The sequence below is a fragment of the Pseudomonas fluorescens Q2-87 genome, assembly GCF_000281895.1.
In the GTDB taxonomy this organism is placed as follows: domain Bacteria; phylum Pseudomonadota; class Gammaproteobacteria; order Pseudomonadales; family Pseudomonadaceae; genus Aquipseudomonas; species Aquipseudomonas fluorescens_S.
In genome coordinates this window covers 613,474-639,440 of the sequence record NZ_CM001558.1, presented here as the reverse complement: position 1 = coordinate 639,440, position 25,967 = coordinate 613,474, and the positions used below count along the sequence as shown (strand labels likewise).

Below are 25,967 nucleotides of genomic sequence, written 5' to 3'. Positions count from 1 at the left end.
CGGTACACCGGCGCGCGGGTCATCGGGAGTCAGCTTTCAGGAGCCTGCATTCTTGGAAGCATTCTGGGGGGTAAACGGCCACTGGGGTCCCAGCGGCTGTCCAGCAACGACTGATTGATCCGACACCGGCTCCACGTATCGAGCGAGGTGACGTCATGAGTATTTTTAGCCACTTCCAGCAACGTTTCGAGTCCACGCGGCAGGAGGAATACTCGCTGCAGGAATACCTCGAACTCTGCAAGCAGGACCGCAGCGCCTATGTGTCGGCTGCGGAGCGGCTGTTGCTGGCAATCGGAGAACCGGAACTGCTGGATACCTCGACCAATTCGAGGCTCTCGCGGATCTTCTCCAACAAGGTGATCCGCCGCTATCCGGCCTTTGCCGACTTCCACGGGATGGAAGAATGCATCGAACAGATCGTGTCCTATTTCCGCCATGCCGCCCAAGGCCTGGAGGAAAAGAAACAAATCCTCTATCTGCTCGGCCCCGTGGGGGGCGGTAAGTCGTCCCTGGCCGAGAAACTCAAGCAACTGATCGAAAAAGTGCCGTTCTACGCCATCAAGGGCTCGCCGGTGTTCGAATCGCCCCTGGGGCTGTTCAATGCCACCGAGGACGGCGCGATCCTCGAGGAAGACTTCGGCATTCCCCGACGCTACCTCAACACCATCATGTCACCATGGGCCACCAAGCGCCTGGCCGAGTTCGGCGGTGACATCAGTCAGTTCCGGGTGGTCAAGCTCTACCCCTCGATCCTCAACCAGATCGCAGTGGCCAAGACCGAACCGGGCGATGAGAACAACCAGGATATCTCGGCACTGGTGGGCAAGGTCGATATCCGCAAACTGGAAGAATTCCCACAGAACGACGCCGACGCCTACAGCTACTCGGGTGCGCTGTGCCGGGCCAACCAGGGCCTGATGGAATTCGTCGAGATGTTCAAGGCGCCGATCAAGGTACTGCACCCTCTGCTGACCGCCACCCAGGAAGGCAACTACAACAGTACCGAGGGCCTGGGGGCGATTCCGTTCACCGGTATCCTGCTGGCCCACTCCAACGAGTCGGAATGGCACACCTTCCGCAACAACAAGAACAACGAAGCCTTCATCGACCGTATCTACATCGTCAAGGTGCCGTACTGCCTGCGCGTATCGGATGAAGTGAAGATCTACGACAAGCTGCTGTTCAACAGCTCGCTGTCCAAGGCCCATTGCGCCCCGGACACCTTGAAGATGCTTGCCCAGTTCACTGTGCTGTCGCGCCTCAAGGAGCCGGAGAACTCGAACATCTATTCGAAGATGCGCGTGTACGACGGTGAAAACCTCAAGGACACCGATCCGAAGGCCAAGTCGATCCAGGAGTACCGCGACAACGCCGGCGTCGACGAAGGGATGAACGGGCTGTCCACGCGCTTCGCGTTCAAGATCCTGTCCAAGGTCTTCAACTTCGACCCCCACGAGATCGCGGCTAACCCGGTTCACCTGCTGTATGTACTCGAGCAGCAGATCGAGCAGGAGCAATTCCAGGCGGAAACCCGCGAACGTTACCTGCGCTTCCTCAAGGAATACCTGGCGCCGCGCTATATCGAATTCATCGGCAAGGAAATCCAGACGGCGTACCTGGAGTCCTACAGCGAATACGGCCAGAACATCTTCGACCGCTACGTGCTGTACGCAGACTTCTGGATTCAGGATCAGGAATACCGCGACCCGGAAACAGGGGAAATCCTCAACCGCGTGGCGCTGAACGAAGAACTGGAGAAAATCGAGAAGCCCGCCGGTATCAGCAATCCGAAGGATTTCCGCAACGAAATCGTCAACTTCGTCTTGCGCGCCCGGGCCAACAACAACGGCAAGAACCCAACGTGGCTCAGCTATGAAAAGCTGCGGGTGGTCATCGAGAAGAAAATGTTCTCCAACACCGAAGACCTGCTGCCCGTTATCAGCTTCAACGCCAAGGCCAGCAAGGAGGACCAGCAAAAACACAACGACTTCGTTACACGCATGGTCGAACGTGGCTACACCGACAAACAGGTACGGCTGCTCTCCGAGTGGTATCTGCGGGTCCGGAAATCGCAGTGAGGCAGTAGCAAGCTACAAGCGACAAGCTGCAAGAAAAAAAGCGCGTAAGCCCGATATCCGGGTCAGCGCGTCTACTTGCAGCTTGTAGCTCAAAACTTGAAGCTGCCCGGAGGGCCACCTATGAGTTATGTGATCGACCGACGCCTTAATGGCAAGAACAAGAGCACGGTGAACCGCCAGCGTTTCCTGCGGCGTTACCGTGACCACATCAAGAAGGCCGTCGAAGAGGCGGTCAGTCGCCGTTCCATTACCGACATGGAGCACGGCGAGCAGATCAGTATCCCCGGCCGCGACATCGACGAGCCGGTGCTTCACCATGGCCGCGGCGGCAAACAGACCGTGGTGCATCCCGGGAACAAGGAATTCACCAGCGGCGAGCACATCCCTCGCCCGCAGGGCGGAGGCGGCGGCAAGGGGCCCGGCAAGGCCGGCAACTCCGGCGAAGGCATGGATGAGTTCGTCTTCCAGATCACCCAGGAGGAATTCCTGGAGTTCATGTTCGAAGACCTTGAGCTGCCGAACCTGGTCAAGCGCAACCTGACGGGCACCGACACCTTCAAGACCGTGCGCGCCGGTATCAGCAACGAAGGCAATCCGTCACGCATCAACATCATTCGCACCCTTCGCTCGGCGCATGCCCGGCGTATCGCCCTATCGGGCAGCAGCCGGGCGAAATTGCGCGAAGCCAAGGAAGAACTGGCCCGTCTCAAGCGCGAAGAACCGGACAACTTCGGCGATATACAGGATCTGGAAGCGGAAATCGAAAAACTCAGCGCACGCATCCACCGAGTGCCGTTCCTAGATACGTTCGACCTCAAATACAACTTATTGATCAAACAGCCCAACCCCAGCTCAAAGGCGGTGATGTTCTGCCTGATGGACGTCTCCGGCTCCATGACCCAGGCCACCAAGGATATCGCCAAGCGCTTCTTCATCCTGCTGTACCTGTTCCTGAAGCGGAACTACGACAAGATCGATGTAGTGTTCATCCGCCACCACACCAGCGCCAGAGAAGTGGACGAGGAAGAGTTTTTCTATTCCAGGGAAACCGGCGGCACGATTGTTTCCAGCGCCCTGAAGCTGATGCAGGAGATCATGGCGGAGCGCTACCCGGCCAATGAATGGAATATCTATGCGGCCCAGGCCTCCGACGGTGACAACTGGAACGATGATTCGCCGATCTGCCGGGACATTCTGATCAACCAGATCATGCCGTTCGTCCAGTACTACACCTATGTGGAAATCACTCCACGAGAACATCAGGCTTTGTGGTACGAATACGAACGGATAGCCGAAGCGTTTTCCGACACATTTGCCCAACAGCAACTGGTCTCGGCCGGGGATATCTACCCGGTCTTCCGTGAACTCTTCCAGCGCAGGTTAGTGACATGACCGCCAAAAAAGAGCAGAAGCGCCAACCCATTTCCACCGGCTCCGAATGGACGTTCGAGCTGATCCAGGCCTACGACCGCGAAATCAGCCGTATCGCGGACCGTTATGCGCTCGATACCTATCCGAACCAGATCGAAGTGATCACCGCCGAGCAAATGATGGATGCCTACGCGTCCGTCGGCATGCCACTGGGCTATCACCACTGGTCCTACGGCAAGCATTTCCTCAGCACCGAGAAATCCTACAGCCGCGGCCAGATGGGGCTGGCCTATGAAATCGTGATCAACTCCGATCCCTGCATTGCCTACCTGATGGAAGAGAACACCATCTGCATGCAAGCCCTGGTGGTGGCCCATGCCTGCTACGGGCACAACAGCTTCTTCAAGGGCAACTACCTGTTCCGCACTTGGACCGATGCCAGCTCGATCATCGATTACCTGGTGTTCGCCAAGCAATACATCATGCAATGCGAGGAGCGCCACGGCATCGATGCGGTGGAAGACCTGCTGGACTCCTGCCACGCCCTGATGAACTATGGCGTTGACCGCTATAAACGGCCGTATCCGATTTCCGCCGAAGAAGAGCGCCGGCGCCAGAAAGACCGCGAAGAGCACCTGCAAAAACAGATCAACGATCTATGGCGCACCATTCCCAAAGGCGCGGACAAGTACAACGAGAAGGACAGCGCTCGCTTTCCTGCCGAGCCGCAGGAAAACATCCTGTATTTCATCGAGAAACACGCGCCGCTGCTGGAGCCATGGCAGCGGGAAATCGTGCGCATCGTGCGCAAGATCGCCCAATACTTTTATCCACAGCGCCAGACGCAGGTCATGAACGAGGGGTGGGCCACCTTCTGGCACTACACATTGATGAACGACCTGTACGACGAAGGTCTGGTCACGGACGGCTTCATGATGGAGTTCTTGACGTCCCACACCAGCGTCGTCTTCCAGCCTGGCTTCGACAGCCCGTACTACAGCGGCATCAACCCCTACGCACTGGGCTTCGCCATGTATCGCGATATCCGGCGCATGTGCGAGAACCCTACCGAAGAGGATCGTCGCTGGTTTCCCGAGATCGCCGGTTCGGACTGGTTGTCTTCGATCAAATTCGCCATGAGCAGTTTCAAGGATGAGAGTTTCATCCTGCAGTACCTCTCGCCCAAGGTGATTCGCGACCTGAAGCTATTCAGCATTTTGGATGACGATCAGAAAGATGACCTGCTGGTGCCTGCGATCCATGATGAAAGCGGTTACCGCATCATCCGCGAAACCCTGGCTGCGCAGTACAACCTGGGCAATCGCGAACCCAATGTGCAGATCTACAGCATCGATCGTCGGGGAGACCGCTCGCTGACGCTGCGGCACCAGGCACACAACCGCAAACCACTGGGCGACTCCACTGATGAAGTGCTCAAGCACTTGCATCGACTCTGGGGCTTCGACATTCACCTGGAAACCCTGCAAGGCGACCAAGTGATGAAAACCCATCACGTGCCCCCGAGAAACGAACAAACCGAAGGCGATTATGGGCGTCTAGACCTGGCCGTCATTCATCTCTGATTCCGTTTTCGCCTCCGCAGGTCTCGACGCAAAGGTTATCCTGTCGGACCAACGGAGGTTTTTTATGCAGATCTACAAAGTTGGCGGTGCCGTTCGCGACCGCTTGCTGGGCATTCCTGTCACTGACATAGACCGGGTCGTCGTCGGGGCAACCGCCGAGGAAATGCTCGCCAAGGGTTTTCGTCCTGTGGGAGCCGATTTTCCAGTATTTCTCGACCCGAAGACCGGTGAGGAATACGCCCTCGCCCGCACCGAACGCAAAAGTGGCCGGGGTTATGGCGGCTTCGTGTTCCATGCCAGCCCTGAAGTGACTCTTGAAGAAGACCTGATCCGCAGGGACCTGACGATCAACGCCATGGCGGAAGATGAGCATGGCAATCTAACCGATCCGTACCATGGCCAGCGTGATCTCGAAGCTCGCGTACTGCGCCACGTATCCCCGGCATTTGCCGAAGATCCGCTACGAGTCCTGCGTGTTGCCCGCTTTGCCGCGCGTTATGCACCGCTAGGTTTCAAGGTAGCGGACGAAACCCTCGAACTGATGCGCCAGCTCAGCGATTCCGGTGAGCTGGAGGCGTTGACGGCCGAGCGCAGTTGGAAAGAAATCTCCCGCGCCCTCATGGAAAACCAGCCACAAGTGTTTATCCAGGTGTTGCGCGACTGCACGGCCCTGAAGATGTTGATGCCGGAGGTCGACGCACTGTTTGGAGTGCCGCAACCCGAAGCTCATCATCCGGAAATCGATACCGGCGCCCACACCCTGAGCGTGCTGGAGCAGGCAGCGCGGCATAAACAACCACTGACGGTCCGCTGGGCCTGCCTGCTCCATGACCTGGGGAAAGGCTTGACGCCCGAGCACGAATGGCCGCGACACATCGCTCATGAACACAAGGGGCTGAAACCGATCAAAGCCGTCAACGAGCGCTTCAAGGCGCCACGTGATTGCCAGGAATTGGCCCTGCTGGTTGGCCAATACCATACCCATGGCCATCGTGCGCTTGAGTTGAAAGCATCCACCTTGCTTGAGCTGTTGCAAAGTTTTGACGTTTACCGCCGCCCACAGCGTTTTGAGGAATTCATCGCCGCATGCGAGATGGATGCCCGAGGGCGCAAAGGACTTGAAGAACGAAGTTATCCACAGGCTGACTACCTGCGGGGCGCAGCGGCGGCGGCTCGCGGGGTGGCGGTGCAGCCGCTGTTGGAGAAAGGCTTCAAGGGGCCGGAGCTGGGAGAGGCGATCAAGCGGGAACGCCTGAGGGCACTCAAGGCGTACAAGGCAGCCGCTAACTGACTGGAGCGTCGTCCCAGCTCACATTTTCGCAGGTTGTACAGCCGTCATCGCGAGCAAGCTCGCTCCCACATTGGACCGCATTCCTACTGAAGAAACACGGTTCCTGTGGAAGCGAGCTTGCTCGCGATAGCGGCAGAAGGGTCAAAGCAGACTCGATGGCGTAAGCTGCTTGCCCCGCCATTCGAATGCCACCGGCGCCAACACCTGGTCTATCTGTGATTCCTCCCACAACGTGGCAAAGCTCTTGCCTACGCCGGGATGAATCCGATCCGGTGCGATCAACGACAACGGCCACAGGACAAAAGCATTCTTGAGGATTTCGGCACGCGGCAGAATCAGCCCATCGAAGTTGCCGACCTGTTCGCCATACAACAAGACGTCGATATCCAGCGGCAATCCCTTGCGGTCCGGTGCATAACGACCGTTGTCCGCCTCGATGAACTTGAGGCGACGATCCAGCTCCATCAGCGGCAAGTCCGTGAAGGCCGACACGACAAAGTTGAAGAATGGCCCGCTCTTGATACCCACCGGCTGGCTTTCGAACACGGCCGAACAGCGTATATCCGCGAGGAAACCGGCCAAGGCCTCAAGGCCCGCGCATAAGTGGGTTTCGCGCTCGATATTGCTGCCGAGCCCGAGGTAAACCTGAGTCAGCGACATCCGCGCTCGATCTCCACGCCAACGCCACTGGCCGCCGGTACGGCGCCTGGCTTGGTCACTTTCAGACGCAGCCAGGTGATCTTGAATTCGTCCATGAGCTCCTGGGCCAGCCGTTCGGCAAAGGTCTCGACCAATTGGAACTGCGCCTGTGCGGCAAACGCCTGGATGCGCGCCGATACGCTGGCGTAATCGAGCGCCAAGGTCAGGTCATCGCCTGCAGCGGCCGGGCGGTTATCCCAGGCGAAACTCAGATCAAGTCGAAGACATTGTCGTATGCCTCGCTCCCAGTCGTAGGCACCGATTACCGTGTCGACTTCCAGGCCCTCGATAAACACTCTGTCCAAGCACTTTTCTCCGCAGCACGACAAGGGCGCATTGCGCCGTTAGAATCAGGGCGTCCTCGCCCGGAATAGTTAGCATGTTTTGGTTACTGGCGATTCTCGCCTACCTGCTCGGCTCGCTGTCCTTCGCCATTTTGCTCAGCCGCCTGACCGGTCGTCCGGATCCGCGAATGAGTGGCTCAGGCAATGCGGGCGCCACCAACATGCTACGCCTGGCCGGACGCAAGCTTGCCGTCCTGACCCTGCTTGGCGACCTCTGCAAAGGCCTGGTGCCGGTGTTGATTGCCAGCCTTGCAGGGCTCTCTCTACAGCAACAGGCCTGGATCGGCGTCTGCGCCGTCATCGGCCATCTGTTCCCGTTGTACTTTCGCTTTCGCGGCGGCAAAGGTGTCGCCACTGCCGCCGGCATGCTGCTGGGCCTGTATCCACCCGCCGCCTTGCTGGCCGTCTGCGCCTGGCTGCTGACGTTCTACCTGACCCGCACCAGCTCCCTGGCCGCATTGATCGCCACGCCGCTGACCCTGCCGCTACTGGCCTGGCAGGAACCGGCGGCGTTGCTGCCAATGACCGCACTGGTGGCATTGATCGTCTGGCGCCACCGGGGCAATCTACGCGACCTGTTCGCCGGGCGCGAACGGCATTTCTAAATGATGCGTCACAGCGGCGCCAGTTGCTCCATCGGCCAGCGCGCCTGCACGCTGATCGCCAGGCTTTCGTGCTGGCCGGCCTGCAAGCGCTGGCAGCCGGCAAAGGCAATCATCGCGCCGTTATCTGTGCAGAACTCCGGGCGAGCGTAGTAAACGTCGCCCTTCATGTCGCCAAGCATTTTTTCCAGCGAGACCCGTAAAGCCTTGTTCGCACTCACACCGCCGGCAATCACCAGGCGCTTGAGTCCAGCCTGTTTCAAGGCGCGCTTGCACTTGATGGTCAAAGTCTCCACCACGGCCTGCTGGAACGCCAGCGAGATGTCGCAACGGGCTTGCTCGCTGTCGTCCCCGGCGCTGACGCACTGCTGCCAGGTATTCAGGGCGAAGGTCTTCAAGCCGCTGAAACTGAAATCCAGGCCTGGCCGGTCGCACATCGGGCGTGGGAACACGAAACGTCCTTCGACCCCCTGGGTAGCGAGCCGTGAGATTTCCGGCCCACCGGGATAATTGAGGCCCATCATTTTCGCCGTCTTGTCGAATGCTTCACCGGCAGCGTCATCGAGGGTCTCGCCGAGCAGTTCGTATTGGCCGATGCCATCGACGCGAATAAGCTGCGTATGACCGCCGGAAACCAACAAAGCGACGAACGGGAATTGCGGCGGTTGCGACTCCAGCATCGGTGCCAGCAGGTGACCTTCCATGTGATGCACGCCCAAGGCCGGAATGCCCCAGGCAAAGGCCAGCGCCTGGGCACAGGAAGCGCCCACCAGCAGCGCGCCCACCAGGCCCGGACCGGCCGTATAGGCTATGCCGTCGATCTCGGTCGGCACGCAATCGGCCTCGGCCAACACCTGGCGGATCAAGGGCAGCATGCGCTTGACGTGATCGCGGGACGCAAGCTCGGGCACGACCCCGCCATAAGCGCGGTGCAGGTCGATCTGGCTGAACAGCGCGTCGGCCAGCAGGCCGCGTTCACTGTCGTAAAGTGCGACGCCGGTTTCGTCGCAGGAGGTTTCTAATCCCAGTACTAGCATGGGTTTGCGCCTTGTAGAGGCTGAATTCGAAGGCGCGCATAATAGTCGTCGCGTTGTGCCCCGACCAGCGGTTTTCGATCAGAGGCTTTGCATTCCGAGCGTTGAGGGGTTAACATCCGCAACCCTTAAAAACCGACGTCTTCAAGTGCTCTTTTGCCGCGAGGATGTTGACCCCGGTAATGAATGAAGGTAGCTCTGGATGCCAGCCGTCAAAGTAAAAGAGAACGAACCCTTCGACGTAGCTCTGCGTCGTTTCAAGCGCTCCTGCGAAAAAGCCGGTGTTCTGGCTGAAGTTCGTAGCCGCGAATTCTACGAGAAGCCGACTTCTGAGCGTAAGCGCAAGGCAGCAGCCGCTGTTAAGCGTCACGCCAAGAAAGTTCAGCGCGAACAGCGCCGCGCCGTACGTCTGTACTAATACACAGACGTCCGTAGCAAGCTTCTGCCAAGCCCGGCCCTCAAGCCGGGCTTATGGCATTTGCGGAATAACGCTTGATGCTTCACCGTCAAAGGCCGCAGACGCGACCGAGACAACCTGCTTCACCGCGTCAGACCTGGCTCTTTTGCCAGCGGTGCACGTCTTTTCTGACGAGCCTTCCAAGGCTACTGACGAGCACACCCCTGATTCCTCTAACGACGATCAGCCCAAGGCACCTACCTGCGTGCCCGCTTCATGAGCTATCCGAGGCCTGACCGGCCGTTACCGGACTCAGCACAACATATTCAAACAGTCGAATACTGATAGTTATTAACGTCAGTGGATTATCGGCAGATACACTTCCCGACAGCGATGATGCAGACGACCCGGTCGAGCCACCGATTGACCGTGCCTCCAACCAGGCCCCGGTTACGCTTGCTGATTTGCGGGTCCCCATTTCGCGCAGTGACGATGAGAACGCCATGGCCGGGCTTATTCCCCAGAGCTTTATTGACGACCTCCTGAACCGCACCGACATCGTCGACGTGGTCAGCTCTCGCCTGCAAATGAAGAAAGCGGGCAAGAACTACACGGCCTGTTGCCCGTTCCACAAAGAAAAAACCCCGTCCTTCAGCGTCAGCCCCGACAAGCAGTTCTACTATTGCTTCGGCTGCGGCGCCGGCGGCAACGCCCTCGGCTTCATCATGGACCACGACAACCTGGACTTCCCCCAGGCTGTCGAAGAACTGGCCAAGGCCGCCGGCATGGAAATCCCCCGGGAGGAAAGCGGTCGCCAGCACAAGCCGCGCCAACCGACCGATTCGCCGCTGTATCCGCTGCTGACGGCGGCAGCGGATTTTTATCGCCAGGCCCTCAAGAGCCACCCGGCGCGCAAGGCCGCGGTGGATTACCTCAAGGGCCGCGGCCTGACCGGCGAGATCGCCCGAGACTTCGGCCTCGGCTTCGCCCCGCCCGGCTGGGACAACCTGTACAAGCACCTAAGCAGCGACACCCTGCAGCAACGCGCCATGATCGACGCAGGCCTGCTGATTGAAAACGCCGAAACAGGCAAGCGCTACGACCGCTTCCGCGACCGGGTGATGTTCCCGATCCGCGACACGCGCGGGCGGATCATTGCCTTTGGCGGCCGAGTACTGGGCGATGACAAGCCCAAGTACCTGAACTCCCCGGAAACCCCGGTATTCCATAAAGGCCAGGAACTCTACGGTCTTTATGAGGCGCGCAAGAACAACCGAAACCTCGACGAAATCATCGTTGTCGAAGGCTATATGGACGTGATCGCCCTCGCCCAGCAGGGTTTGCGCAACGCCGTTGCGACCCTGGGCACCGCCACCAGCGAAGAGCACATGAAACGCTTGTTTCGCGTCGTGCCGAACGTGCTGTTTTGCTTCGACGGCGACCAGGCCGGCCGCAACGCCGCCTGGCGCGCACTGGAAGCCACCCTGCCCTGCCTGCAGGATGGACGGCGCGCGCGCTTTTTGTTCCTGCCTGAAGGCGAAGACCCGGATACCCTGGTGCGCTCCGAAGGTACCGATGCGTTCCGTGCGCGGATCAACCAGCACGCACAACCGTTGGCCGATTATTTTTTCCAGCAACTGACCGAAGAAGCCGATCCACGCTCGCTCGAAGGCAAGGCTCACATGGCCACCCTGGCAGCGCCGCTGATCGACAAGGTGCCCGGCGCCAACCTGCGCACGCTCATGCGCCAGCGCCTGACCGAGATCACCGGCCTGAACAGCGAAGCGGTCAACCAACTGGTCCACAGTGCGCCCCAGGAGGCACCGCCGGCTTACGATCCGGGCATCGACTACGACGCGCTGCCGGACTTCGCCGACTATCATCAACCCCAGCAGGATTACGCGCCCCAGCAAGAATGGACGCCGAAAAAGCCCGGCAGCGGCGGTAAGAAATGGGACAAGAAAACCTGGGACAAGAACGGTAAGCGCGGCGATCGCGACCAGCCACGTGCCCCGCGCGTGCCGGCGGCCGTCGAACCACCAACACTGGCGGCATTGCGCACTTTGCTGCATCACCCGCAATTGGCCGGAAAAGTTGAGGATGCAGGGCACTTCGCCGCCGAGGACCACAGCAATACACAATTGCTGGTCGCACTCCTTGAAGCCGTGCAGAAGAACCCCAAGCTAAACTCATTCCAGTTGATCGCGAGGTGGCACGGTACCGAGCAGGGACGCTTGTTGAAGGCCCTGGCCGAGAAGGAATGGCTGATTGATGGAGACAACCTTGAACAACAGTTTTTCGACACCATTACTAGCTTGTCCGCCCGCCAACGCGAGCGAAACCTGGAACAACTTCTGCGCAAAGCTCGCCAGAGCGAGTTGACCAGCGAAGAGAAAAACCAATTGCGCGACTTACTCAGCCGCAATGTTTGCGCATCAAACCCGACCTCAACTGGCGCGTGAGGTCATAGCTCAGGTATAATCCTCGGCTTGTTTTTTGCCCGCCAAGACCTTCAGTGGATAGGGTGTTATGTCCGGAAAAGCGCAACAGCAGTCTCGCATCAAAGAGTTGATCCTACTGGGTCGTGAGCAGGGCTACCTGACTTACGCGGAGGTCAACGACCACCTGCCGGAGGATATTTCAGATCCGGAACAGGTGGAAGACATCATCCGCATGATCAACGACATGGGGATCAACGTATTCGAGGTTGCTCCAGATAAGGATGCCCTTATGCTGGCCGACGCCGATACCGACGAGGCGGCCGCTGAAGAAGCGGCCGCAGCGTTGGCAGCGGTCGAGACCGACATTGGTCGCACCACGGACCCCGTGCGCATGTACATGCGTGAAATGGGTACGGTAGAGCTCCTCACACGTGAAGGCGAAATCGAAATCGCCAAGCGTATTGAAGAAGGCATCCGTGAAGTGATGGGCGCAATCGCGCACTTCCCTGGCACGGTTGACCATATTCTCTCCGAGTACACCCGCGTCACCACCGAAGGTGGCCGCCTGTCGGACGTCCTGAGCGGCTACATCGACCCGGACGACGGCATTGCGCCGCCTGCCGCCGAAGTGCCGCCACCCATCGACGCGAAAGCCGCCAAGGCGGACGACGACACCGATGACGACGACGCCGAAGCCAGCGACGACGAAGAAGAAGCCGAAAGCGGTCCGGATCCGGTCATCGCTGCACAGCGTTTCGGCGCTGTGGCCGACCAGATGGAAATCACCCGCAAGGCGCTGAAAAAGCACGGCCGCAACAACAAGCAGGCGATTGCCGAGCTGTTGGCGCTGGCTGAGCTGTTCATGCCGATCAAACTGGTACCGAAGCAATTCGAAGGCCTGGTCGAGCGTGTACGCAGTGCCCTGGATCGCCTGCGCCAGCAAGAGCGCGCCATCATGCAACTTTGCGTGCGTGATGCCCGCATGCCGCGTGCCGATTTCCTGCGTCAGTTCCCCGGCAACGAAGTCGACGAAAGCTGGACCGATGCACTGGCCAAGGGCAAGAGCAAATACGCCGAAGCCATTGCCCGCCTGCAACCGGACATCGTTCGTTGCCAGCAGAAGCTCAGCGCGCTGGAGGCCGAGACAGGCCTGAGCATCGCCGAGATCAAGGACATCAACCGTCGCATGTCGATCGGCGAGGCCAAGGCCCGTCGCGCGAAGAAAGAGATGGTTGAAGCGAACTTGCGTCTGGTGATCTCCATCGCCAAGAAGTACACCAACCGTGGCCTGCAATTCCTCGACCTGATCCAGGAAGGCAACATCGGCTTGATGAAGGCAGTGGACAAGTTCGAATACCGTCGCGGCTACAAGTTCTCGACTTATGCCACTTGGTGGATCCGTCAGGCGATCACTCGCTCGATCGCCGACCAGGCCCGCACCATCCGTATTCCGGTGCACATGATCGAGACGATCAACAAGCTCAACCGTATTTCCCGGCAGATGTTGCAGGAAATGGGTCGCGAACCGACGCCGGAAGAGCTGGGCGAACGCATGGAGATGCCTGAGGACAAGATCCGCAAGGTGTTGAAGATCGCTAAAGAGCCGATCTCCATGGAAACCCCGATCGGTGATGACGAAGACTCCCATCTGGGTGACTTCATCGAAGACTCCACCATGCAGTCTCCGATTGACGTCGCCACCGTTGAGAGCCTCAAGGAAGCGACTCGCGAAGTACTCTCCGGCCTCACAGCTCGTGAAGCCAAGGTATTGCGCATGCGTTTTGGCATCGACATGAATACCGACCACACCCTCGAGGAAGTCGGTAAGCAGTTCGATGTGACCCGCGAGCGGATTCGCCAGATCGAAGCCAAGGCGCTACGCAAGTTGCGCCACCCGACGCGAAGCGAGCATTTGCGCTCCTTCCTCGACGAGTGACCCCAAAACCCCCGGCCCAGCCGGGGGTTTTGTTATCTGCCGATAAAAACCCCTCCGTTACGCCCCTCCCCACCCTATTGCCCGTCTACACTCGAAACATCCTATCCAAGCCATAACGAGACAGTGATGCCCAGACTGACGGCCGCGCTTTTGCTGTCATTGATGACCTGGACCGCAACAGCTGGCGCGTTGACGCTCACCGATGAGGAGCTCCGCTGGCTGAAGGACCATCCCGACCTGCGCCTGGGTGTCGATGCCTCATGGCCGCCGTTTGAGTTTCGTGATGATCAGGGCCGCTACCAGGGCTTGGCCGCCGATTACGTCGACATCATCCGTGAGCGGTTGGCCATCAAGCTGACCCCCATCGAACCGGCCAGCTGGACTGAAGTGCTGGAGCAGGTCGTACAGGGCAAGATCGACCTTCTCCCGGGCATCATGTCCACCCCCGAACGGCAGAACTACCTGGCCTTTACGCGGCCTTATCTCGACTTTCCCATTGTCATCCTCGCCCATCATGGCGGCGCCCAGCCTCACAGTCTCAAGGAGCTCTATGGCCTCAAGATCGCCGTGGTGGAGAACTACGCGCCGCACGAACTGCTGCGCAACCACCATCCGGACCTGAACCTGGTAGCGCTGCCCAACGTCAGTTCAGCCCTGCAAGCATTGGCGACCGATGAAGTGGACGCGGTGGTGGGCGACTTGGCCTCCAGCGTCTGGAGCCTGCGCCAACTCAAGCTCGAGGGCCTGTATGTCAGCGGGGAAACCCCTTATCGCTATCAGCTGGCGATGGGCGTCCCCCGAGACAACAAGATCTTGGTGAGCATCCTGGACAAGGTCTTGGCGGACATGAGCCCGGCCGAGGTCAACGAGATCCAGCAGAAATGGGTCGGCAATGTGCATGATTACCGTCAGTTCTGGTCGGACCTGCTGGTTTACGGCTTGCCTACGCTGCTGGTGCTGGTCGGCATCCTGGTGGTGGTGATTCGCATCAACCGCCGCTTGAGCTCCGAAATCGCCCGGCGTGTCGACCTCGAACAGGAATTGCGCAGCAGTGAATACCATTACCGTGGGCTGGTGGAGAGCCTTTCGGCGATTGCCTGGGAAGCACGAGTCAGCGATTTCACCTACAGCTACGTCTCTCCCCATGCCGAAGAATTGCTCGGCTATCCTCTTGCCCATTGGCTGATCCCGGGATTCTGGCGCAACATCATTCATCCCGCCGACCTGATCCGCGCCCAGACTTATTGCGATCATGAGGTGCTGGCGGGCCGCGACCACTGCATCGATTACCGCGTGATCACCGCCGATGGCCGTTGCCTGTGGGTACGCGACATTGTCAGCCTGATCGAACATGGCCACGAGCCAGTTATGCGCGGGCTGATGATCGATATCAGTGAAGCCAAGCGCACCGAGGAAGCGCTGCGCCTTTCGGAGCAGAAATTTGCTTCGGTGTTCCGCCAGTGCCCAGACATCCTGGTGATTGCGCGCCTGCTGGATGGCTGCCTGCTGGAGGTCAATACGGCTTTCGAAGAGCAGATCGGCCTGAGCGCCGCAGAAGTGGTCGGCCGCAGCGCAACCGAACTGAACATCTGGGGCATCCAGGGCGTGGGCCCGAGCCTGTTGCAACGTTTGCAGGCCGGGAGCATCCGCAACCTGGAAATGCCCTTTCGCCGCAACAACGGCCAAGTGTTCACCGGGCTGATTTCCGCCGAACCTTTTGACCTCGACATGACGCCTGCCCTGGTCGTGGTCGTGCGTGACATCAGCCAGCTCAAGGAAACCCAGCAGCAGTTGCAGACCTCGGAAGAGAAGTTTGCCAAGGCGTTTCATGCGTCACCCGACGGCCTGTTGCTGTCCCGGCAAAGCGACGGCCTGCTGATTGAAGTGAATGAAGGCTTCAGCCGCATCACCGGTTTCAACAGCGCCCTTTCTGTGGACCGGTCGACACTGGACCTGGGTATCTGGGTCAACCTCAACGAGCGCAAACAGATGCTCGACCTGCTGAAACGGGACGGGTTCGTCAGGGATTTCAGCTGCCATATCCGCCGCAACGACGGGCAGATCCGGCTCTGCGAAGTGTCCAGCCGGCCGCTGCCCATCGGCAACGAAGATTGCATGCTGACCATCGCCCGGGACATCACCGAGCGCCATTTGATGCAGGAGAAACTGCAACAGGCGGCCACCGTTTTCGAAAGCACCGCCGAAGGCGTGCTGATTACCGATACGCAACAGCACATCAGCGCCGTGAACCGCGCCTTCACTGAAATCACCGGCTACAGCGAGACGGAAGCCTTGGGCCATACGCCGCGCTTGCTCGCCTCCGGGCTGCATGACAGCGCGTTTTACGCGGCGATGTGGCACCAACTGACGGCGGAGGGACACTGGCAAGGAGAGATTTCCAACCGGCGCAAGAATGGCGAGCTGTACCCCAGTTGGCTGACCATCAGTGCGGTGCGCAACCGGGAGCAGCAGATCACCCATTTCGTCGCGGTCTTCGCCGATATTTCCAGTCTCAAGCATGCCCAGGCCCGGCTCGATTACCAGGCTCACCACGACCCCCTCACCGGGCTGCCGAATCGCACCTTGTTCGAAAGCCGCTTGCTGACGGCCCTGAACAACCAGCAGGAAAACGGCGGCCAGGGCGCGGTGCTGTTCCTGGACCTGGATCGCTTCAAGCACATCAACGACAGCCTCGGACATCCGGTCGGCGACCTGTTGCTCAAAGGGATCGCCGTGCGCCTGCGTGAACAGTTGCGCGACATCGACACCGTCGCGCGCCTGGGCGGCGACGAGTTCATCATCCTGCTCCCCGGCCTGCAGCAGCCTAGCGATGCCGAACACATCGCCCAAAAACTGCTGAATTGCTTTGCCGCGCCGTTCCAGGCCGGCGAGCACGAGTTTTTCATCAGCGCCAGCATCGGCACCAGCCTCTATCCACAGGACGGCTGTGATGTCGCCACACTGGTCAAGAATGCGGATGCCGCGATGTACCGCTCCAAGGCCAAGGGACGCAACCGGGTGGAGAGCTACACCCGCGACCTCACCGCCCAGGCGAGCGAACGCGTGGCCTTGGAGCATGAGCTGCGACGGGCAATCGAGCGCAACGAGCTGTCATTGTCCTTCCAACCGAAAATCAGCCTTGCCGATAACCGGCTGGTGGGCGCCGAGGCGCTGATTCGCTGGTATCACCCGACGTTTGGCGACGTGCCACCGGAACACTTCATTCCGCTGGCGGAAGAAAACGGCATGATCCTGCAGATCGGCGATTGGGTACTGGAGCGTGCCTGCCGCCAACTTTGCGAATGGAACAGCACCTACGAAAGCCTCGGTCCCCTGTCCGTCAACCTGGCCGGCGCCCAACTGCGCCAACCCAACCTGCTGGGGCGCATCGAACAACTGCTGCGCGAGAACCGTCTCCAGCCTGACTTATTGCAACTGGAAATTACCGAAAACTTCATCATGAGCCAGGCCGAAGAAGCCCTGACAGTGCTGCACCAACTGAAAAAACTGGGCGTGCAACTGGCCATCGACGACTTCGGCACCGGCTACTCATCCCTGAGCTACCTCAAGCGCCTGCCGCTGGACATCCTCAAGATTGACCAATCCTTCGTTCGCGGCCTGCCCGACGACCCTCACGACGCGGCTATCGTGCGGGCAATCATCGCCCTGGGCCGCAGCATGCAATTCACCATCATTGCCGAGGGCGTCGAAACCTTGGCGCAGCAGCAATTTCTCACCGAAGAAGGGTGTGAACAGATCCAGGGCTACATCGTCAGCCTGCCCCTGTGCGCCGATGAGTTTGCCGCCACGTTTCTTCGTATGACCGTATCGGATTTTTCGGATAGCACAGCCGAGAAACCGTCGCTATAATCCGCGGCCTACTGAGGGCCTATAGCTCAGTTGGTTAGAGCAGAGGACTCATAATCCTTTGGTCCACGGTTCAAGTCCGTGTGGGCCCACCAACTCCAAAGCCGCGCATTGCGCGGCTTTCGCGTTTCTGGCGGAACCATCGCGGATACAGTCCTATGGTCCAAAGGTACAAATTAGGTACAGTGCGGCTTCGCTTGCACGCCTTTGGAGTCCTTCATATGGCCACAATCGTCAAAACCCCTGCTGGCACTTGGAAGGCCGTAATCCGCAAAACCGGATGGCCGACCAACGCCAAAACTTTCCGCACCAAACGCGACGCCGAAGACTGGTCACGACGCACCGAAGACGAAATGGTGCGCGGCGTGTACATCCAACGCAGCGGCTCCGAGCGGCTGACGCTCGAAAAGGCGCTTCAGCGCTATCTCCGTGAAGTGAGCCCTACCAAGAAACCGACTACACAGCGGGCGGAAGCCACCAAGGCACAGCAGTTGATACAGCATCTGGGCAAGTATTCCCTCGCGGCGCTATCCTCTGAGGTGATCGCAAATTATCGCGATACTCGCCTGGGCTCACTCACCAACCGCGGCAATCCCACGAGTAACAATACCGTGCGGCTGGAGCTGGCTTTGCTAAGCCATCTGTTCACGGTTGCGATTCAAGAGTGGGGGCTCGGATTGACCTTTAACCCAGTTCTCAATATTCGTAAGCCGAGCCCAGGCGAAGGTCGAAATAGACGCCTCATGGCTGATGAGGAAAAACGCCTATTGGCAGCAGTGAACAAGCACAGCAACCCCATGCTGGGGTGGATTGTCCAGATCGCCTTGGCAACGGGCATGCGCGCTTCTGAGATCGCGAGCCTACGTCGCTCACAGATTGATATCCAAAAACGGATAGTGCGGCTCTCAGACACGAAAAACGATAGCGCTCGTACCGTCCCTCTGAGCAAATTAGCTACCGAGGTATTTCGTACCGCCCTGGCGAATCCGGTACGTCCTATCGATTGTGATTTGGTCTTCTTCGGCGAACCAGGAAAGGACCAAAAGCGTCGCCCTTATGCGTTCACGAAAATCTGGGGCACGATCAAGAAAAAGGCTAACGTACCCGATTTCCGCTTCCATGATCTTCGACACGAGGCTGTCAGCAGGCTTGTCGAGGGAGGACTTTCTGATCAGGAGGTTTCCGCGATCAGCGGTCATAAATCGATGCAGATGCTCAAGCGCTATACGCATTTACGTGCCGAGGATCTGGTGCGTAAGCTCGATCAGTTTGGCTGACTTCCCGACCTTAAAAAAGAATGTAGCAGCTATCCGGCTGCTGCCTTCTATTGTTTTCCTTCTGTTATATTTTGTTTTCTTTAGTTTTCCTGTGTTTTTTAGTTGTTACCAATTTGTTTTTCAACACAGCCACACTACTGTTGGCGACAACTTCCCAGCAAACCCCTATCTTTACTGTCACCAAATTTAATTGATAGCTTTCTCCGAACATTACAAATGATACGTAAGCCAACGTAACTACGGAGAAATATATGACTTCCGAACAATACCTTTTGGACCGGTTTGGCCCGTTGATGAGCATGGCTCAAGTCGCAAACTTGTTGGACCGTTCTGCAGACGGATTCAGAGTAGCGATGTACAGCGACTCAGAGCTCTCCAGAAAGCTGAAGCCTGCGGTTGTTCGCGTTGGGCGTCGAGTCTACTTCCGCACTCTGCAAGTCAACCAGGCACTGTCTCTTGATACCCCAGCTCTTCAGGCCTGAACATGAGCTACAGGACTATAGACTGGGTTTATAACCAGCAGCTACCTGCGCAAGACAAGCTCATTCTCGTTTATATCGCCAAATGCGAAAACGAACAGGAGCCCTGTTTTGCCAGCGTAAAACTGTTAGCTGCTAAATGCGGCGTTTCGGCCAGAACAGTACAAAGGATCTTGAAGAAGCTCTGTGAAGCGGACTTGTTTCCTCTACCCCACGGTTTAGAACTGACGGCTCACAAACCAGTAACTTCTACACTATTAACGTTGAGCGGGATGTCACAGCTATGTCACCCCCCCATGACATTCAACTGACAGGGGGGAATGTCAGCCGGGTGTCACCGCCCGACGCCACGCAGATGTCAGGCCTTGAACTACCAAATAAAACCAAATCAAAGCCACCACTACCTTCGGACACGTCACCCAGGCATCTGGTTTATCCACCAGGGTTGACGAAGCATTCCAAGGATTCAGTTGGCAGGATCCTGCAAGGAATCCCCACCGATGCCGCCCAGACGCTTCTGGATGAACTGGCCGGGGCTATGGCCGCAGGTTTCATAAAAAAGGGACCTGAATACTGGCTCTCTGGGGTAGCGATGAAATATCGGGCCGGGCAATTCAAACCGAACCTTGGTTTGGAGATAGCAAAAAACAGAAGACCTCAGGCGAGCCTTCCCTCACCAAACAAGCCGCCCGCAAGCGACGTGAAAGTGGATCGAGGAGTGGGGAACAGATTCCTCGCCCAGTTACGACCACAGCGAACGCCATGATGACGTTTTTTAAGAGTTCTAGGCCTCTCCGCGCTCCGCTTGGGCAACCCCTTCGGTTGCACCCCGCGTCCTATCCTTGCCGGACTGGCGGCAGGGGCAGGTCCTGCGGCTTCGCCTGGTTCCTACCCCTGGCGCTAGGCTTGGACGCTTGCAGCTGTATCAAGGGTAAAGGCTGCGCCCATCATCCTCGCCCGTTCGGTGCTCGCCCTGAAGGGCTCCGCTCCGCTGCGGCCTCCGGTGATGCCCTTGACACATCTTCCAGCTCAGACGGCGCTGTAGAGCGTACAAAATCACTCAAATCCAGATCGCCGTCTACAAAAGCCTGAGCGCGAGCTTCATCTTCGGTACTTAGGCTGTAACCCGAAAGCTCGGTCGATGCTCGAGCATAATCGACCGCTTCCTGCCTGCGCTTCCGCTCTTCGTCGGTAATGGTATTGCGTAGCTTCATTTGAACACTCCGAAACACCGACAGATTAATAACAAGACAAATTCAGCGCGGACTCAGTGGGTCAAGGGCGGCACCACAAGCCGCAGCCCGCGAAGCGGGACCGGGTGAGGATGCCGGCGAAGCGAACCCTTGACGCGCTTCTCACGATGACCCTATTGGCTGGGTTGCGGGAGGGGTTATCCCCGCAGCCCTGCCACCCGGCGAGGGGCAGGAAGTCCAGAGGGGCAGAGCCCCTTTGGGTAAGCCCGCCAGGGCGCGCAGGGCAAACACACATGCAGCCAGAGGAAGTCGATGGAGGACGATTAGCCTTGTCCAATCCTTCCACCTTTCGCATGTCCCCAATTCTTGCCTAAGTTTTGCATTACGTGTTGCCGGTAAGCTGGATTCCAGAGGGTATTACCCGCCACCAAATGATTTGTACGTCCAGCTGTCACCATCATGCCGGACTCCATATCACGCCGCGTACTCGGAGCATTCATCAACCGAGCAGCAGCTCGAATAGGCGAGGCAGCGCCCTGAGCCATCGCGCGCAGTGTGACTGCCGCACTGCTGACTCCACCGGCAAGCTGCCCTGCAACTGAGTTCGCCTCACCGAGCAGCCAGAACATGACAATAGTGAAGGTGATCAGAACCAGAGACGTGAACAGCGGATTTTGCTCGCTATCCAGGTCAACGCTGTTTATCAGCGCATCGAACCCTTTGAATGCCAGGCCTACAACAGCCGCCATGAGGGCGATACGCAATACATAGGTCATAACCTGGCCAAACCAGCTATCGAAGAAACGAGCAGTGGCGGGCCACATCAAAGCGATGAGAAAGAAAGGGCCTATACCGAGCATGATCGTTAAGCCCGCCTTAGCAACAACGATCATTCCGCCAGCCGGGATACCCAGCAAGCCGGTTGCTACCGCAATGATGCCAGCATTGAAATACTCACCAAATGCCATGCCGATTTCCGACCAATCACGATTGGCCGCCCGCTCCCAAAGGTCACCAGCGATTCCCCATCCTCGACCTAAGGCGTGATCTACTACTTGATACACGGAAGTGGCCTCCCCGCCAGAGGAACCCGTGCCGGCAAAGGCCGAAGTGAAGCCCACCTCCAAGGACCGAATGCCCCCAACAATCCATTCCGTATACATGTCAGCATTCAGCGCAAATGCTGCGATCAAAATGAGCTTGGCGCAGGTTTTCAGAAAGGTGGACATCGGCGCTTCGATATACCCCCAGCCGATCATGTAACCCATGACAGTCAGGTAAAGCGTGGTGCCCCCAAGCGCGAACAGCGTAAACATCGTAATGACGTTGCCGGCGGTTTGGCTCACGAATGCATTCAATGCGGTATCGAGAAAAGTCCCGATGAACTGAAAAATCATTGGCCCTTCCATGTTCACTCTCCCTTCTTGTCGAGATCGACTGCACCCGGGGTGAGCCATCCGCGTCGGGCATTGGCTTTTTCGTTGTCGGCCTGCTGCGCATTAACGCAGTTCGGCGAGGCGGCCAGTTCACCAGGACTGGCTTTACATCTGGCAACCATCGCCTTTCTTTCCGAGTCGTGCTGTTTGTACCAGTCGACAGTTTGCACGGGGGTGTTTTCGCCACATCCAGCCAGTCCTACGGCGATCAGCAGAGTTAGGAAAAAACCTCTCATTTCCGCACCTCCTGCTTTTCTACATCGATCACAACACCTCGACTCGACCCATGACGAGCCTCATGTTGCTGCGCAAAATCCAAAGCGTAAGCAAGCTCAGCAGCATCGATGATGCGGAGCGTCGCGACAGTGCGCAGGGCGCTTTCCCGAGTGCCAGCCCAATGCCCAGCGAAGCGATTTCCAGAATCGCGTAATGACAGCACCGCACCACCTAAACACCCAACTGAAAGAAAGGCAGCTAGCACCGGTGAAACCGGTCCTTCCTGGTACGGCAGTGGAATCCCGAACCAATCGACCGCTGCAATTACGAAGGGCAAAAATGCGAGCGATGCAACGAGGATGTCGGTGTGAACCAACGCAGGTGCGCGACGGCCCACCTCCCGAAGGAAGCCCATCTTGTCGATGCAGATCCAGAAACGGCGCATGGCTAGCAAGAGGAAAAAACAGACTGCCAGAATAGGAAGCTGAATGAATGAAATCATGACGCGTCCCCCTCAGTTCAAGTTGTTCGATGCATCCGGTTGTATCCAACCGCGTCGGGCATTGGCCTGGGCGTTGAGCTCCCGCTGCCGTTGTAGCTGCAAACGGTCCTCTGCCTGCGCCACCATCTGAAACATCTGAAGCTTGGTTTGCTCGTTCTGGATTTTCGCCTGTTCAATCGCAATCCGGCCTTGTAATTCCGCAATGGCCTTCGGATCTTGCGTCGTATTGATACGCGACATGAGCCCATCTATTTGCGAAAGCCGGCTTTTAGCCGCGTCGTAGGCATCAAGGGCAACCGCTTTGTCTTGCGATGGTTTGACCGCCCGCGCTTCACACGCCCGTTGCGCGTCGCGGGAGTTGATGAAGTTGCAGCTATCAAATGTCTTGTTGGCGGCATAGACCTGTTTACCGCGACCACTCAGGCCGGCATAGCCACCGTCCCTCACGGAGTCGTAGACCTGTTGCCAGTCTCGCGGCAGGTAATCACGCAGAGCCGGGTTGTCCATGATGCTGCCCATTCCACGCGATCCGGTGATCGACTGGTACTGCTGCTTCATCTGGTCAATCTGCGACGTCATCTGCTCGACTTGCTGCGCCCAGCGCGCAGTGTTGGCCGAGAACTCGGCCATGGTCATCGGCGAGTCACTTGCCTGGGTAGTTACTGTTACAGGTATTTGCGCGAAGGCTGCTGAAGGCATTGCAATGCCTACAGCCAAGAACCAAGAAGGTAGGGGATTTTTCATATTCGCCACTCCAAAGGTTGGGGGCGAACGCAGGATCGTACTGTTCCGATCTGTCGGTCTGTTTAGGAACCGCGCCCGGCACGCTGAGCGTTCTTGGGGCGACTAGGCGGCCATTCTGTTCTTGGCGGTCAGGCCCTTCTTCTCAGGCCGGCACCCGGTACGCGCGAGGCGTTCTTGGGGTAGAGCAACGTTCGTTAGAAGACCAAAACTATTCATTCTGGCGTGCGACATTTTCCCATTTTGGCTAGAAGATGTCGATGATGCAAAAATGTTCAACCAGCAATTTGCTCGCAGTTTTAATGAGCGCACTCCCTGATCGCAAATTTCGTCATGACGAAGAAATGCAAAGGTATGAAGACTAGTGCAGGATAGGCTAACCGCCGGTAAACTACCCCGGTAGTTTCTGATCGCCCTGCCGGGGCTTTATTCATTGAGGCGCTAGTCACATATGGAGAAAGCGAAGATGCCGAAGTCGGCTCAGTACCTGGACGTTTACTTGGGGGCGCTCAAAGAGCCATGGGGCGATTACTGCAAGGCTCTCGGTAAGAAGCCCGGCGCGGCAATCAAAGAGGCTATCGAGCAGCAGCTGGCGAAGGCGGCCGCAAATCCGCAGCCGAAGATTTACCATCAGATCCACGAAGCACCTGCCGCCGAGCCTAAACAACGATTTGAAGTCCTACTGACGGCTTCTGAAAAAGCGGCAATAAAAGAACGGGCGCAGATGGAAAGGTGTTCAATGCGCCGGTGGATTGTCGATGCCATCCGAGCTGGACTGACTCATGAGCCGCAATTTGGAATGAGTGAGATCGACGCACTGGGTGAGTCGAACTATCAGCTTTTGGCCCTTGGCCGCAATCTGAACCAGATCTCTCGTCGCCTGAACGAAGGTGCATACGAGCCGGTAACTGTCGAGCGGATCGAAGCGCTAACCCGCATCGTTGATAACCATACAGACATCGTCAACAGAGCTATAAGGGCAAGCCTAGAGCGATGGAATGTCGAGTGATAATTTCTCCGATGGAGTACTGCTTACCACACACAAGCCATCTTCACCCCATCGAGTCAGGCCACGTATGCCTCGCAATGAGAGCGCGCTCATGCTGCACCGATGATCAGTTCAATATCCAATGGATGGCGCTATGAAATCACGTGGTTTTTTCAGCTTCATTAAAGACACCCCAGCCTACAAAGACTCTGAAAAAAACTGGTACGTCGAACTAGCCGACTATACGGTCTTTTGGTTCGATCTCATGATCAATTCGCCCCCAGGAATCGACTTTCAGAAAGTAGCCGCTGAATACCTGAAGGACTATCGCGACGCAGTAAAAGAGAGCAATGACAAACGTTTTGTGTATTTCATAGCCGCCAGACAAAAAGTTCGATTTAGCACTAGAAAGTCCCCGAAATACAGTCTAACAAAGCGAGAGATAATAATTTATCTAGAAATAGGCAAGAAGCGAACAGTTAGAAAACTGCGCTTCCTGGCATCGCCATCTCTTAGCGGCAGACGACTGCCCATTATCGTTGATAATGGACGATTCATTTCAATTTGGGGCAGCGATCAGAGTAAGCCTGTAGGAGTATCGGTGCACGAGTTTTTAATGGGGGAGAATATCAATATTGGAATCGATACCGAAATATTATACGTTGGCTCCACCGATGCCCCCGCAACCCGCCCGTTGAAGCGAGACCACCGAGGCTACAGTGATTCGCTATATGACACGCCCACCGATGAAAGAGACATTTTTGTCTATTACAACCTATTTAAAGCGACTTCAGTTACACAGTCAAACCCATATCTAATTAGCTTCGCAGTTAGCAACTCTGCAATAGATGAAGTACAAAAGATGGAGGAAGGCATACTGCTAGAGCACGGACTCATTCATTATTTCGGAACTAAAAGCCAGGAAAAAAGCAAAACTCTGGAGTACGGAAGACTAAGAGAGGGTCTAAGACGACTTTCTGCCAATTACAAAATTGAGTCTGTTACTTACTATATCCAGGCGGCGACGCCTACTGAATACTGGCATCTCTATTCCAGGCAAGTGCCAGTGAACCATCGACACAACTTCTCTCTTAGCCTCGCAGGCGAAGAAGTGTTATTGGGAGAGCCAGTGGAGCTCTGAAGCCGTTTAGTCAACACTGAAGATTTCTCTCAAATTGCTTAATGCTGACAGAAAGACCACCAGCATTAACTCGCTTAAGCACCCGGAAAATTGCCTATCGCCCACTGACCTAACTCGATGCCATCGAGTTCGCTGATCAAATTCTGCGCCGCCCCCAACCCCCTGCTGTCGATCTTGAGCTTCGCGGTCTCTAGGAATGCGCCGCATGTCTGCCCCGGACGTGTGCCCCAGTTCTTTTCGTTGACCCTAGATAAACGAAGCCCTCTCCCTTTTCGGTTCGACCACTGCTGGTCGATCCTCAAGCCAATCCGGAACCGAAGCGCACTTCTAAAATGGTAAACAAAAACCAAA

Annotated in this window: 21 protein-coding genes and 1 tRNA gene; 14 read left to right on the top strand and 8 right to left on the bottom strand. The window is 57.4% G+C overall.

Annotation, left to right across the window (positions count from 1 at the left end; translation table 11 throughout):
• The first annotated feature begins 155 nt into the window (after nucleotides 1-155).
• The 4 genes from PFLQ2_RS24580 (at nucleotide 156) to PFLQ2_RS24595 (ending at nucleotide 6,323) form a co-directional block, all read left to right on the top strand.
• On the top strand, nucleotides 156-2,078 hold the full coding sequence (locus tag PFLQ2_RS24580) for a PrkA family serine protein kinase (RefSeq protein WP_003177689.1): 1,923 nt from the start codon (nucleotides 156-158) through the stop codon (nucleotides 2,076-2,078).
• Between the two features lie 120 nt (nucleotides 2,079-2,198).
• Nucleotides 2,199-3,470, top strand: a complete 1,272-nt coding sequence (locus PFLQ2_RS24585) for a YeaH/YhbH family protein (RefSeq protein ID WP_003177688.1) — start codon at nucleotides 2,199-2,201, stop codon at nucleotides 3,468-3,470.
• Complete coding sequence (locus PFLQ2_RS24590) at nucleotides 3,467-5,032, top strand: SpoVR family protein (RefSeq protein ID WP_003177687.1); 1,566 nt, start codon at nucleotides 3,467-3,469, stop codon at nucleotides 5,030-5,032. Before PFLQ2_RS24585 ends, PFLQ2_RS24590 begins: the two co-directional genes overlap by 4 nt.
• 64 nt (nucleotides 5,033-5,096) lie before the next feature.
• Nucleotides 5,097-6,323, top strand: coding sequence for a multifunctional CCA addition/repair protein (locus PFLQ2_RS24595; protein WP_003177686.1), 1,227 nt, complete (start codon nucleotides 5,097-5,099; stop codon nucleotides 6,321-6,323).
• A 141-nt stretch (nucleotides 6,324-6,464) separates the two neighbouring features.
• Here the strand turns inward: PFLQ2_RS24595 and folK are convergent, their stop codons facing one another.
• Both folK and folB read right to left on the bottom strand, forming a co-directional pair.
• On the bottom strand, nucleotides 6,465-6,983 hold the full coding sequence (folK, locus tag PFLQ2_RS24600) for a 2-amino-4-hydroxy-6-hydroxymethyldihydropteridine diphosphokinase (RefSeq protein ID WP_003177685.1): 519 nt from the start codon (nucleotides 6,981-6,983) through the stop codon (nucleotides 6,465-6,467).
• A complete protein-coding gene (gene folB, locus PFLQ2_RS24605; protein WP_033045895.1) occupies nucleotides 6,974-7,327 on the bottom strand; it encodes a dihydroneopterin aldolase in 354 nt (117 codons plus the stop codon). Before folB ends, folK begins: the two co-directional genes overlap by 10 nt.
• Before the next feature lie 74 nt (nucleotides 7,328-7,401).
• Between folB and plsY the strand changes: the two genes are divergently transcribed.
• Nucleotides 7,402-7,971, top strand: coding sequence for a glycerol-3-phosphate 1-O-acyltransferase PlsY (gene plsY, locus PFLQ2_RS24610; protein ID WP_003177683.1), 570 nt, complete (start codon nucleotides 7,402-7,404; stop codon nucleotides 7,969-7,971).
• Nucleotides 7,972-7,979: 8 nt separating this feature from the next.
• Here the strand turns inward: plsY and tsaD are convergent, their stop codons facing one another.
• Nucleotides 7,980-9,005 carry a tRNA (adenosine(37)-N6)-threonylcarbamoyltransferase complex transferase subunit TsaD gene (gene tsaD, locus PFLQ2_RS24615; protein WP_003177682.1) on the bottom strand — a complete coding sequence of 342 codons (1,026 nt, stop codon included), beginning with the start codon at nucleotides 9,003-9,005 and terminating at the stop codon, nucleotides 7,980-7,982.
• Nucleotides 9,006-9,204: 199 nt separating this feature from the next.
• Between tsaD and rpsU the strand changes: the two genes are divergently transcribed.
• The 7 genes from rpsU (at nucleotide 9,205) to PFLQ2_RS30930 (ending at nucleotide 19,710) form a co-directional block, all read left to right on the top strand.
• Nucleotides 9,205-9,420 carry a 30S ribosomal protein S21 gene (rpsU, locus tag PFLQ2_RS24620; RefSeq protein WP_002551877.1) on the top strand — a complete coding sequence of 72 codons (216 nt, stop codon included), beginning with the start codon at nucleotides 9,205-9,207 and terminating at the stop codon, nucleotides 9,418-9,420.
• A gap of 482 nt (nucleotides 9,421-9,902) precedes the next feature.
• Entirely contained in the window at nucleotides 9,903-11,861 is a 1,959-nt protein-coding gene (gene dnaG / locus PFLQ2_RS24625) for a DNA primase (RefSeq protein ID WP_003177681.1), read from the top strand.
• A 67-nt stretch (nucleotides 11,862-11,928) separates the two neighbouring features.
• Complete coding sequence (gene rpoD / locus PFLQ2_RS24630; RefSeq protein WP_003177680.1) at nucleotides 11,929-13,776, top strand: RNA polymerase sigma factor RpoD; 1,848 nt, start codon at nucleotides 11,929-11,931, stop codon at nucleotides 13,774-13,776.
• A gap of 126 nt (nucleotides 13,777-13,902) precedes the next feature.
• On the top strand, nucleotides 13,903-17,646 hold the full coding sequence (locus PFLQ2_RS24635; RefSeq protein ID WP_003177679.1) for a bifunctional diguanylate cyclase/phosphodiesterase: 3,744 nt from the start codon (nucleotides 13,903-13,905) through the stop codon (nucleotides 17,644-17,646).
• A gap of 15 nt (nucleotides 17,647-17,661) precedes the next feature.
• Nucleotides 17,662-17,738: transfer RNA gene (locus PFLQ2_RS24640), tRNA-Ile, on the top strand.
• Nucleotides 17,739-17,864: 126 nt separating this feature from the next.
• Nucleotides 17,865-18,920, top strand: coding sequence for a tyrosine-type recombinase/integrase (locus PFLQ2_RS24645; RefSeq protein ID WP_003177678.1), 1,056 nt, complete (start codon nucleotides 17,865-17,867; stop codon nucleotides 18,918-18,920).
• Nucleotides 18,921-19,404: 484 nt separating this feature from the next.
• Entirely contained in the window at nucleotides 19,405-19,710 is a 306-nt protein-coding gene (locus tag PFLQ2_RS30930) for a helix-turn-helix domain-containing protein (RefSeq protein WP_088021760.1), read from the top strand.
• Nucleotides 19,711-20,346: 636 nt separating this feature from the next.
• On the opposite strand, the gene PFLQ2_RS29410 is transcribed toward PFLQ2_RS30930, so the two are convergent.
• The 5 genes from PFLQ2_RS29410 to virB5 all read right to left on the bottom strand — a co-directional run bounded on the left by PFLQ2_RS29410 (nucleotide 20,347) and on the right by virB5 (nucleotide 23,490).
• A complete protein-coding gene (locus PFLQ2_RS29410; RefSeq protein WP_152632659.1) occupies nucleotides 20,347-20,613 on the bottom strand; it encodes an antitoxin VbhA family protein in 267 nt (88 codons plus the stop codon).
• A 302-nt stretch (nucleotides 20,614-20,915) separates the two neighbouring features.
• On the bottom strand, nucleotides 20,916-22,001 hold the full coding sequence (locus PFLQ2_RS24650; protein ID WP_003177676.1) for a type IV secretion system protein: 1,086 nt from the start codon (nucleotides 21,999-22,001) through the stop codon (nucleotides 20,916-20,918).
• A gap of 2 nt (nucleotides 22,002-22,003) precedes the next feature.
• Complete coding sequence (locus tag PFLQ2_RS24655; protein WP_003177675.1) at nucleotides 22,004-22,264, bottom strand: EexN family lipoprotein; 261 nt, start codon at nucleotides 22,262-22,264, stop codon at nucleotides 22,004-22,006.
• Nucleotides 22,261-22,746: a hypothetical protein gene (locus tag PFLQ2_RS27495; RefSeq protein WP_033045893.1), complete on the bottom strand. Its 486-nt coding sequence runs from the start codon at nucleotides 22,744-22,746 to the stop codon at nucleotides 22,261-22,263. The genes PFLQ2_RS24655 and PFLQ2_RS27495 overlap by 4 nt, the downstream gene beginning before the upstream one ends.
• 12 nt (nucleotides 22,747-22,758) lie before the next feature.
• A complete protein-coding gene (gene virB5, locus PFLQ2_RS24660; protein WP_003177673.1) occupies nucleotides 22,759-23,490 on the bottom strand; it encodes a P-type DNA transfer protein VirB5 in 732 nt (243 codons plus the stop codon).
• 448 nt (nucleotides 23,491-23,938) lie between these two features.
• Here virB5 and PFLQ2_RS28510 point away from each other — a divergent pair, with 448 nt between their 5' ends.
• Both PFLQ2_RS28510 and PFLQ2_RS27485 read left to right on the top strand, forming a co-directional pair.
• Complete coding sequence (locus PFLQ2_RS28510) at nucleotides 23,939-24,496, top strand: plasmid mobilization relaxosome protein MobC (protein WP_003177672.1); 558 nt, start codon at nucleotides 23,939-23,941, stop codon at nucleotides 24,494-24,496.
• Nucleotides 24,497-24,629: 133 nt separating this feature from the next.
• Nucleotides 24,630-25,616, top strand: a complete 987-nt coding sequence (locus PFLQ2_RS27485) for a hypothetical protein (RefSeq protein ID WP_192814251.1) — start codon at nucleotides 24,630-24,632, stop codon at nucleotides 25,614-25,616.
• The last annotated feature ends 351 nt before the right edge of the window (nucleotides 25,617-25,967 follow it).

Coding starts and splice junctions, on each gene's coding strand:
- PFLQ2_RS24580 (WP_003177689.1), top strand. CDS start 156: ATGAGTATTTTTAGCCACTTCCAGCAACGTTTCGAGTCCACGCGGCAG.
- PFLQ2_RS24585 (WP_003177688.1), top strand. CDS start 2,199: ATGAGTTATGTGATCGACCGACGCCTTAATGGCAAGAACAAGAGCACG.
- PFLQ2_RS24590 (WP_003177687.1), top strand. CDS start 3,467: ATGACCGCCAAAAAAGAGCAGAAGCGCCAACCCATTTCCACCGGCTCC.
- PFLQ2_RS24595 (WP_003177686.1), top strand. CDS start 5,097: ATGCAGATCTACAAAGTTGGCGGTGCCGTTCGCGACCGCTTGCTGGGC.
- folK (WP_003177685.1), bottom strand. CDS start 6,983: ATGTCGCTGACTCAGGTTTACCTCGGGCTCGGCAGCAATATCGAGCGC.
- plsY (WP_003177683.1), top strand. CDS start 7,402: ATGTTTTGGTTACTGGCGATTCTCGCCTACCTGCTCGGCTCGCTGTCC.
- tsaD (WP_003177682.1), bottom strand. CDS start 9,005: ATGCTAGTACTGGGATTAGAAACCTCCTGCGACGAAACCGGCGTCGCA.
- rpsU (WP_002551877.1), top strand. CDS start 9,205: ATGCCAGCCGTCAAAGTAAAAGAGAACGAACCCTTCGACGTAGCTCTG.
- dnaG (WP_003177681.1), top strand. CDS start 9,903: ATGGCCGGGCTTATTCCCCAGAGCTTTATTGACGACCTCCTGAACCGC.
- rpoD (WP_003177680.1), top strand. CDS start 11,929: ATGTCCGGAAAAGCGCAACAGCAGTCTCGCATCAAAGAGTTGATCCTA.
- PFLQ2_RS24635 (WP_003177679.1), top strand. CDS start 13,903: ATGCCCAGACTGACGGCCGCGCTTTTGCTGTCATTGATGACCTGGACC.
- PFLQ2_RS24645 (WP_003177678.1), top strand. CDS start 17,865: ATGGCCACAATCGTCAAAACCCCTGCTGGCACTTGGAAGGCCGTAATC.
- PFLQ2_RS30930 (WP_088021760.1), top strand. CDS start 19,405: ATGAGCTACAGGACTATAGACTGGGTTTATAACCAGCAGCTACCTGCG.
- PFLQ2_RS29410 (WP_152632659.1), bottom strand. CDS start 20,613: ATGAAGCTACGCAATACCATTACCGACGAAGAGCGGAAGCGCAGGCAG.
- PFLQ2_RS24650 (WP_003177676.1), bottom strand. CDS start 22,001: ATGGAAGGGCCAATGATTTTTCAGTTCATCGGGACTTTTCTCGATACC.
- PFLQ2_RS24655 (WP_003177675.1), bottom strand. CDS start 22,264: ATGAGAGGTTTTTTCCTAACTCTGCTGATCGCCGTAGGACTGGCTGGA.
- PFLQ2_RS27495 (WP_033045893.1), bottom strand. CDS start 22,746: ATGATTTCATTCATTCAGCTTCCTATTCTGGCAGTCTGTTTTTTCCTC.
- virB5 (WP_003177673.1), bottom strand. CDS start 23,490: ATGAAAAATCCCCTACCTTCTTGGTTCTTGGCTGTAGGCATTGCAATG.
- PFLQ2_RS28510 (WP_003177672.1), top strand. CDS start 23,939: ATGGAGAAAGCGAAGATGCCGAAGTCGGCTCAGTACCTGGACGTTTAC.
- PFLQ2_RS27485 (WP_192814251.1), top strand. CDS start 24,630: ATGAAATCACGTGGTTTTTTCAGCTTCATTAAAGACACCCCAGCCTAC.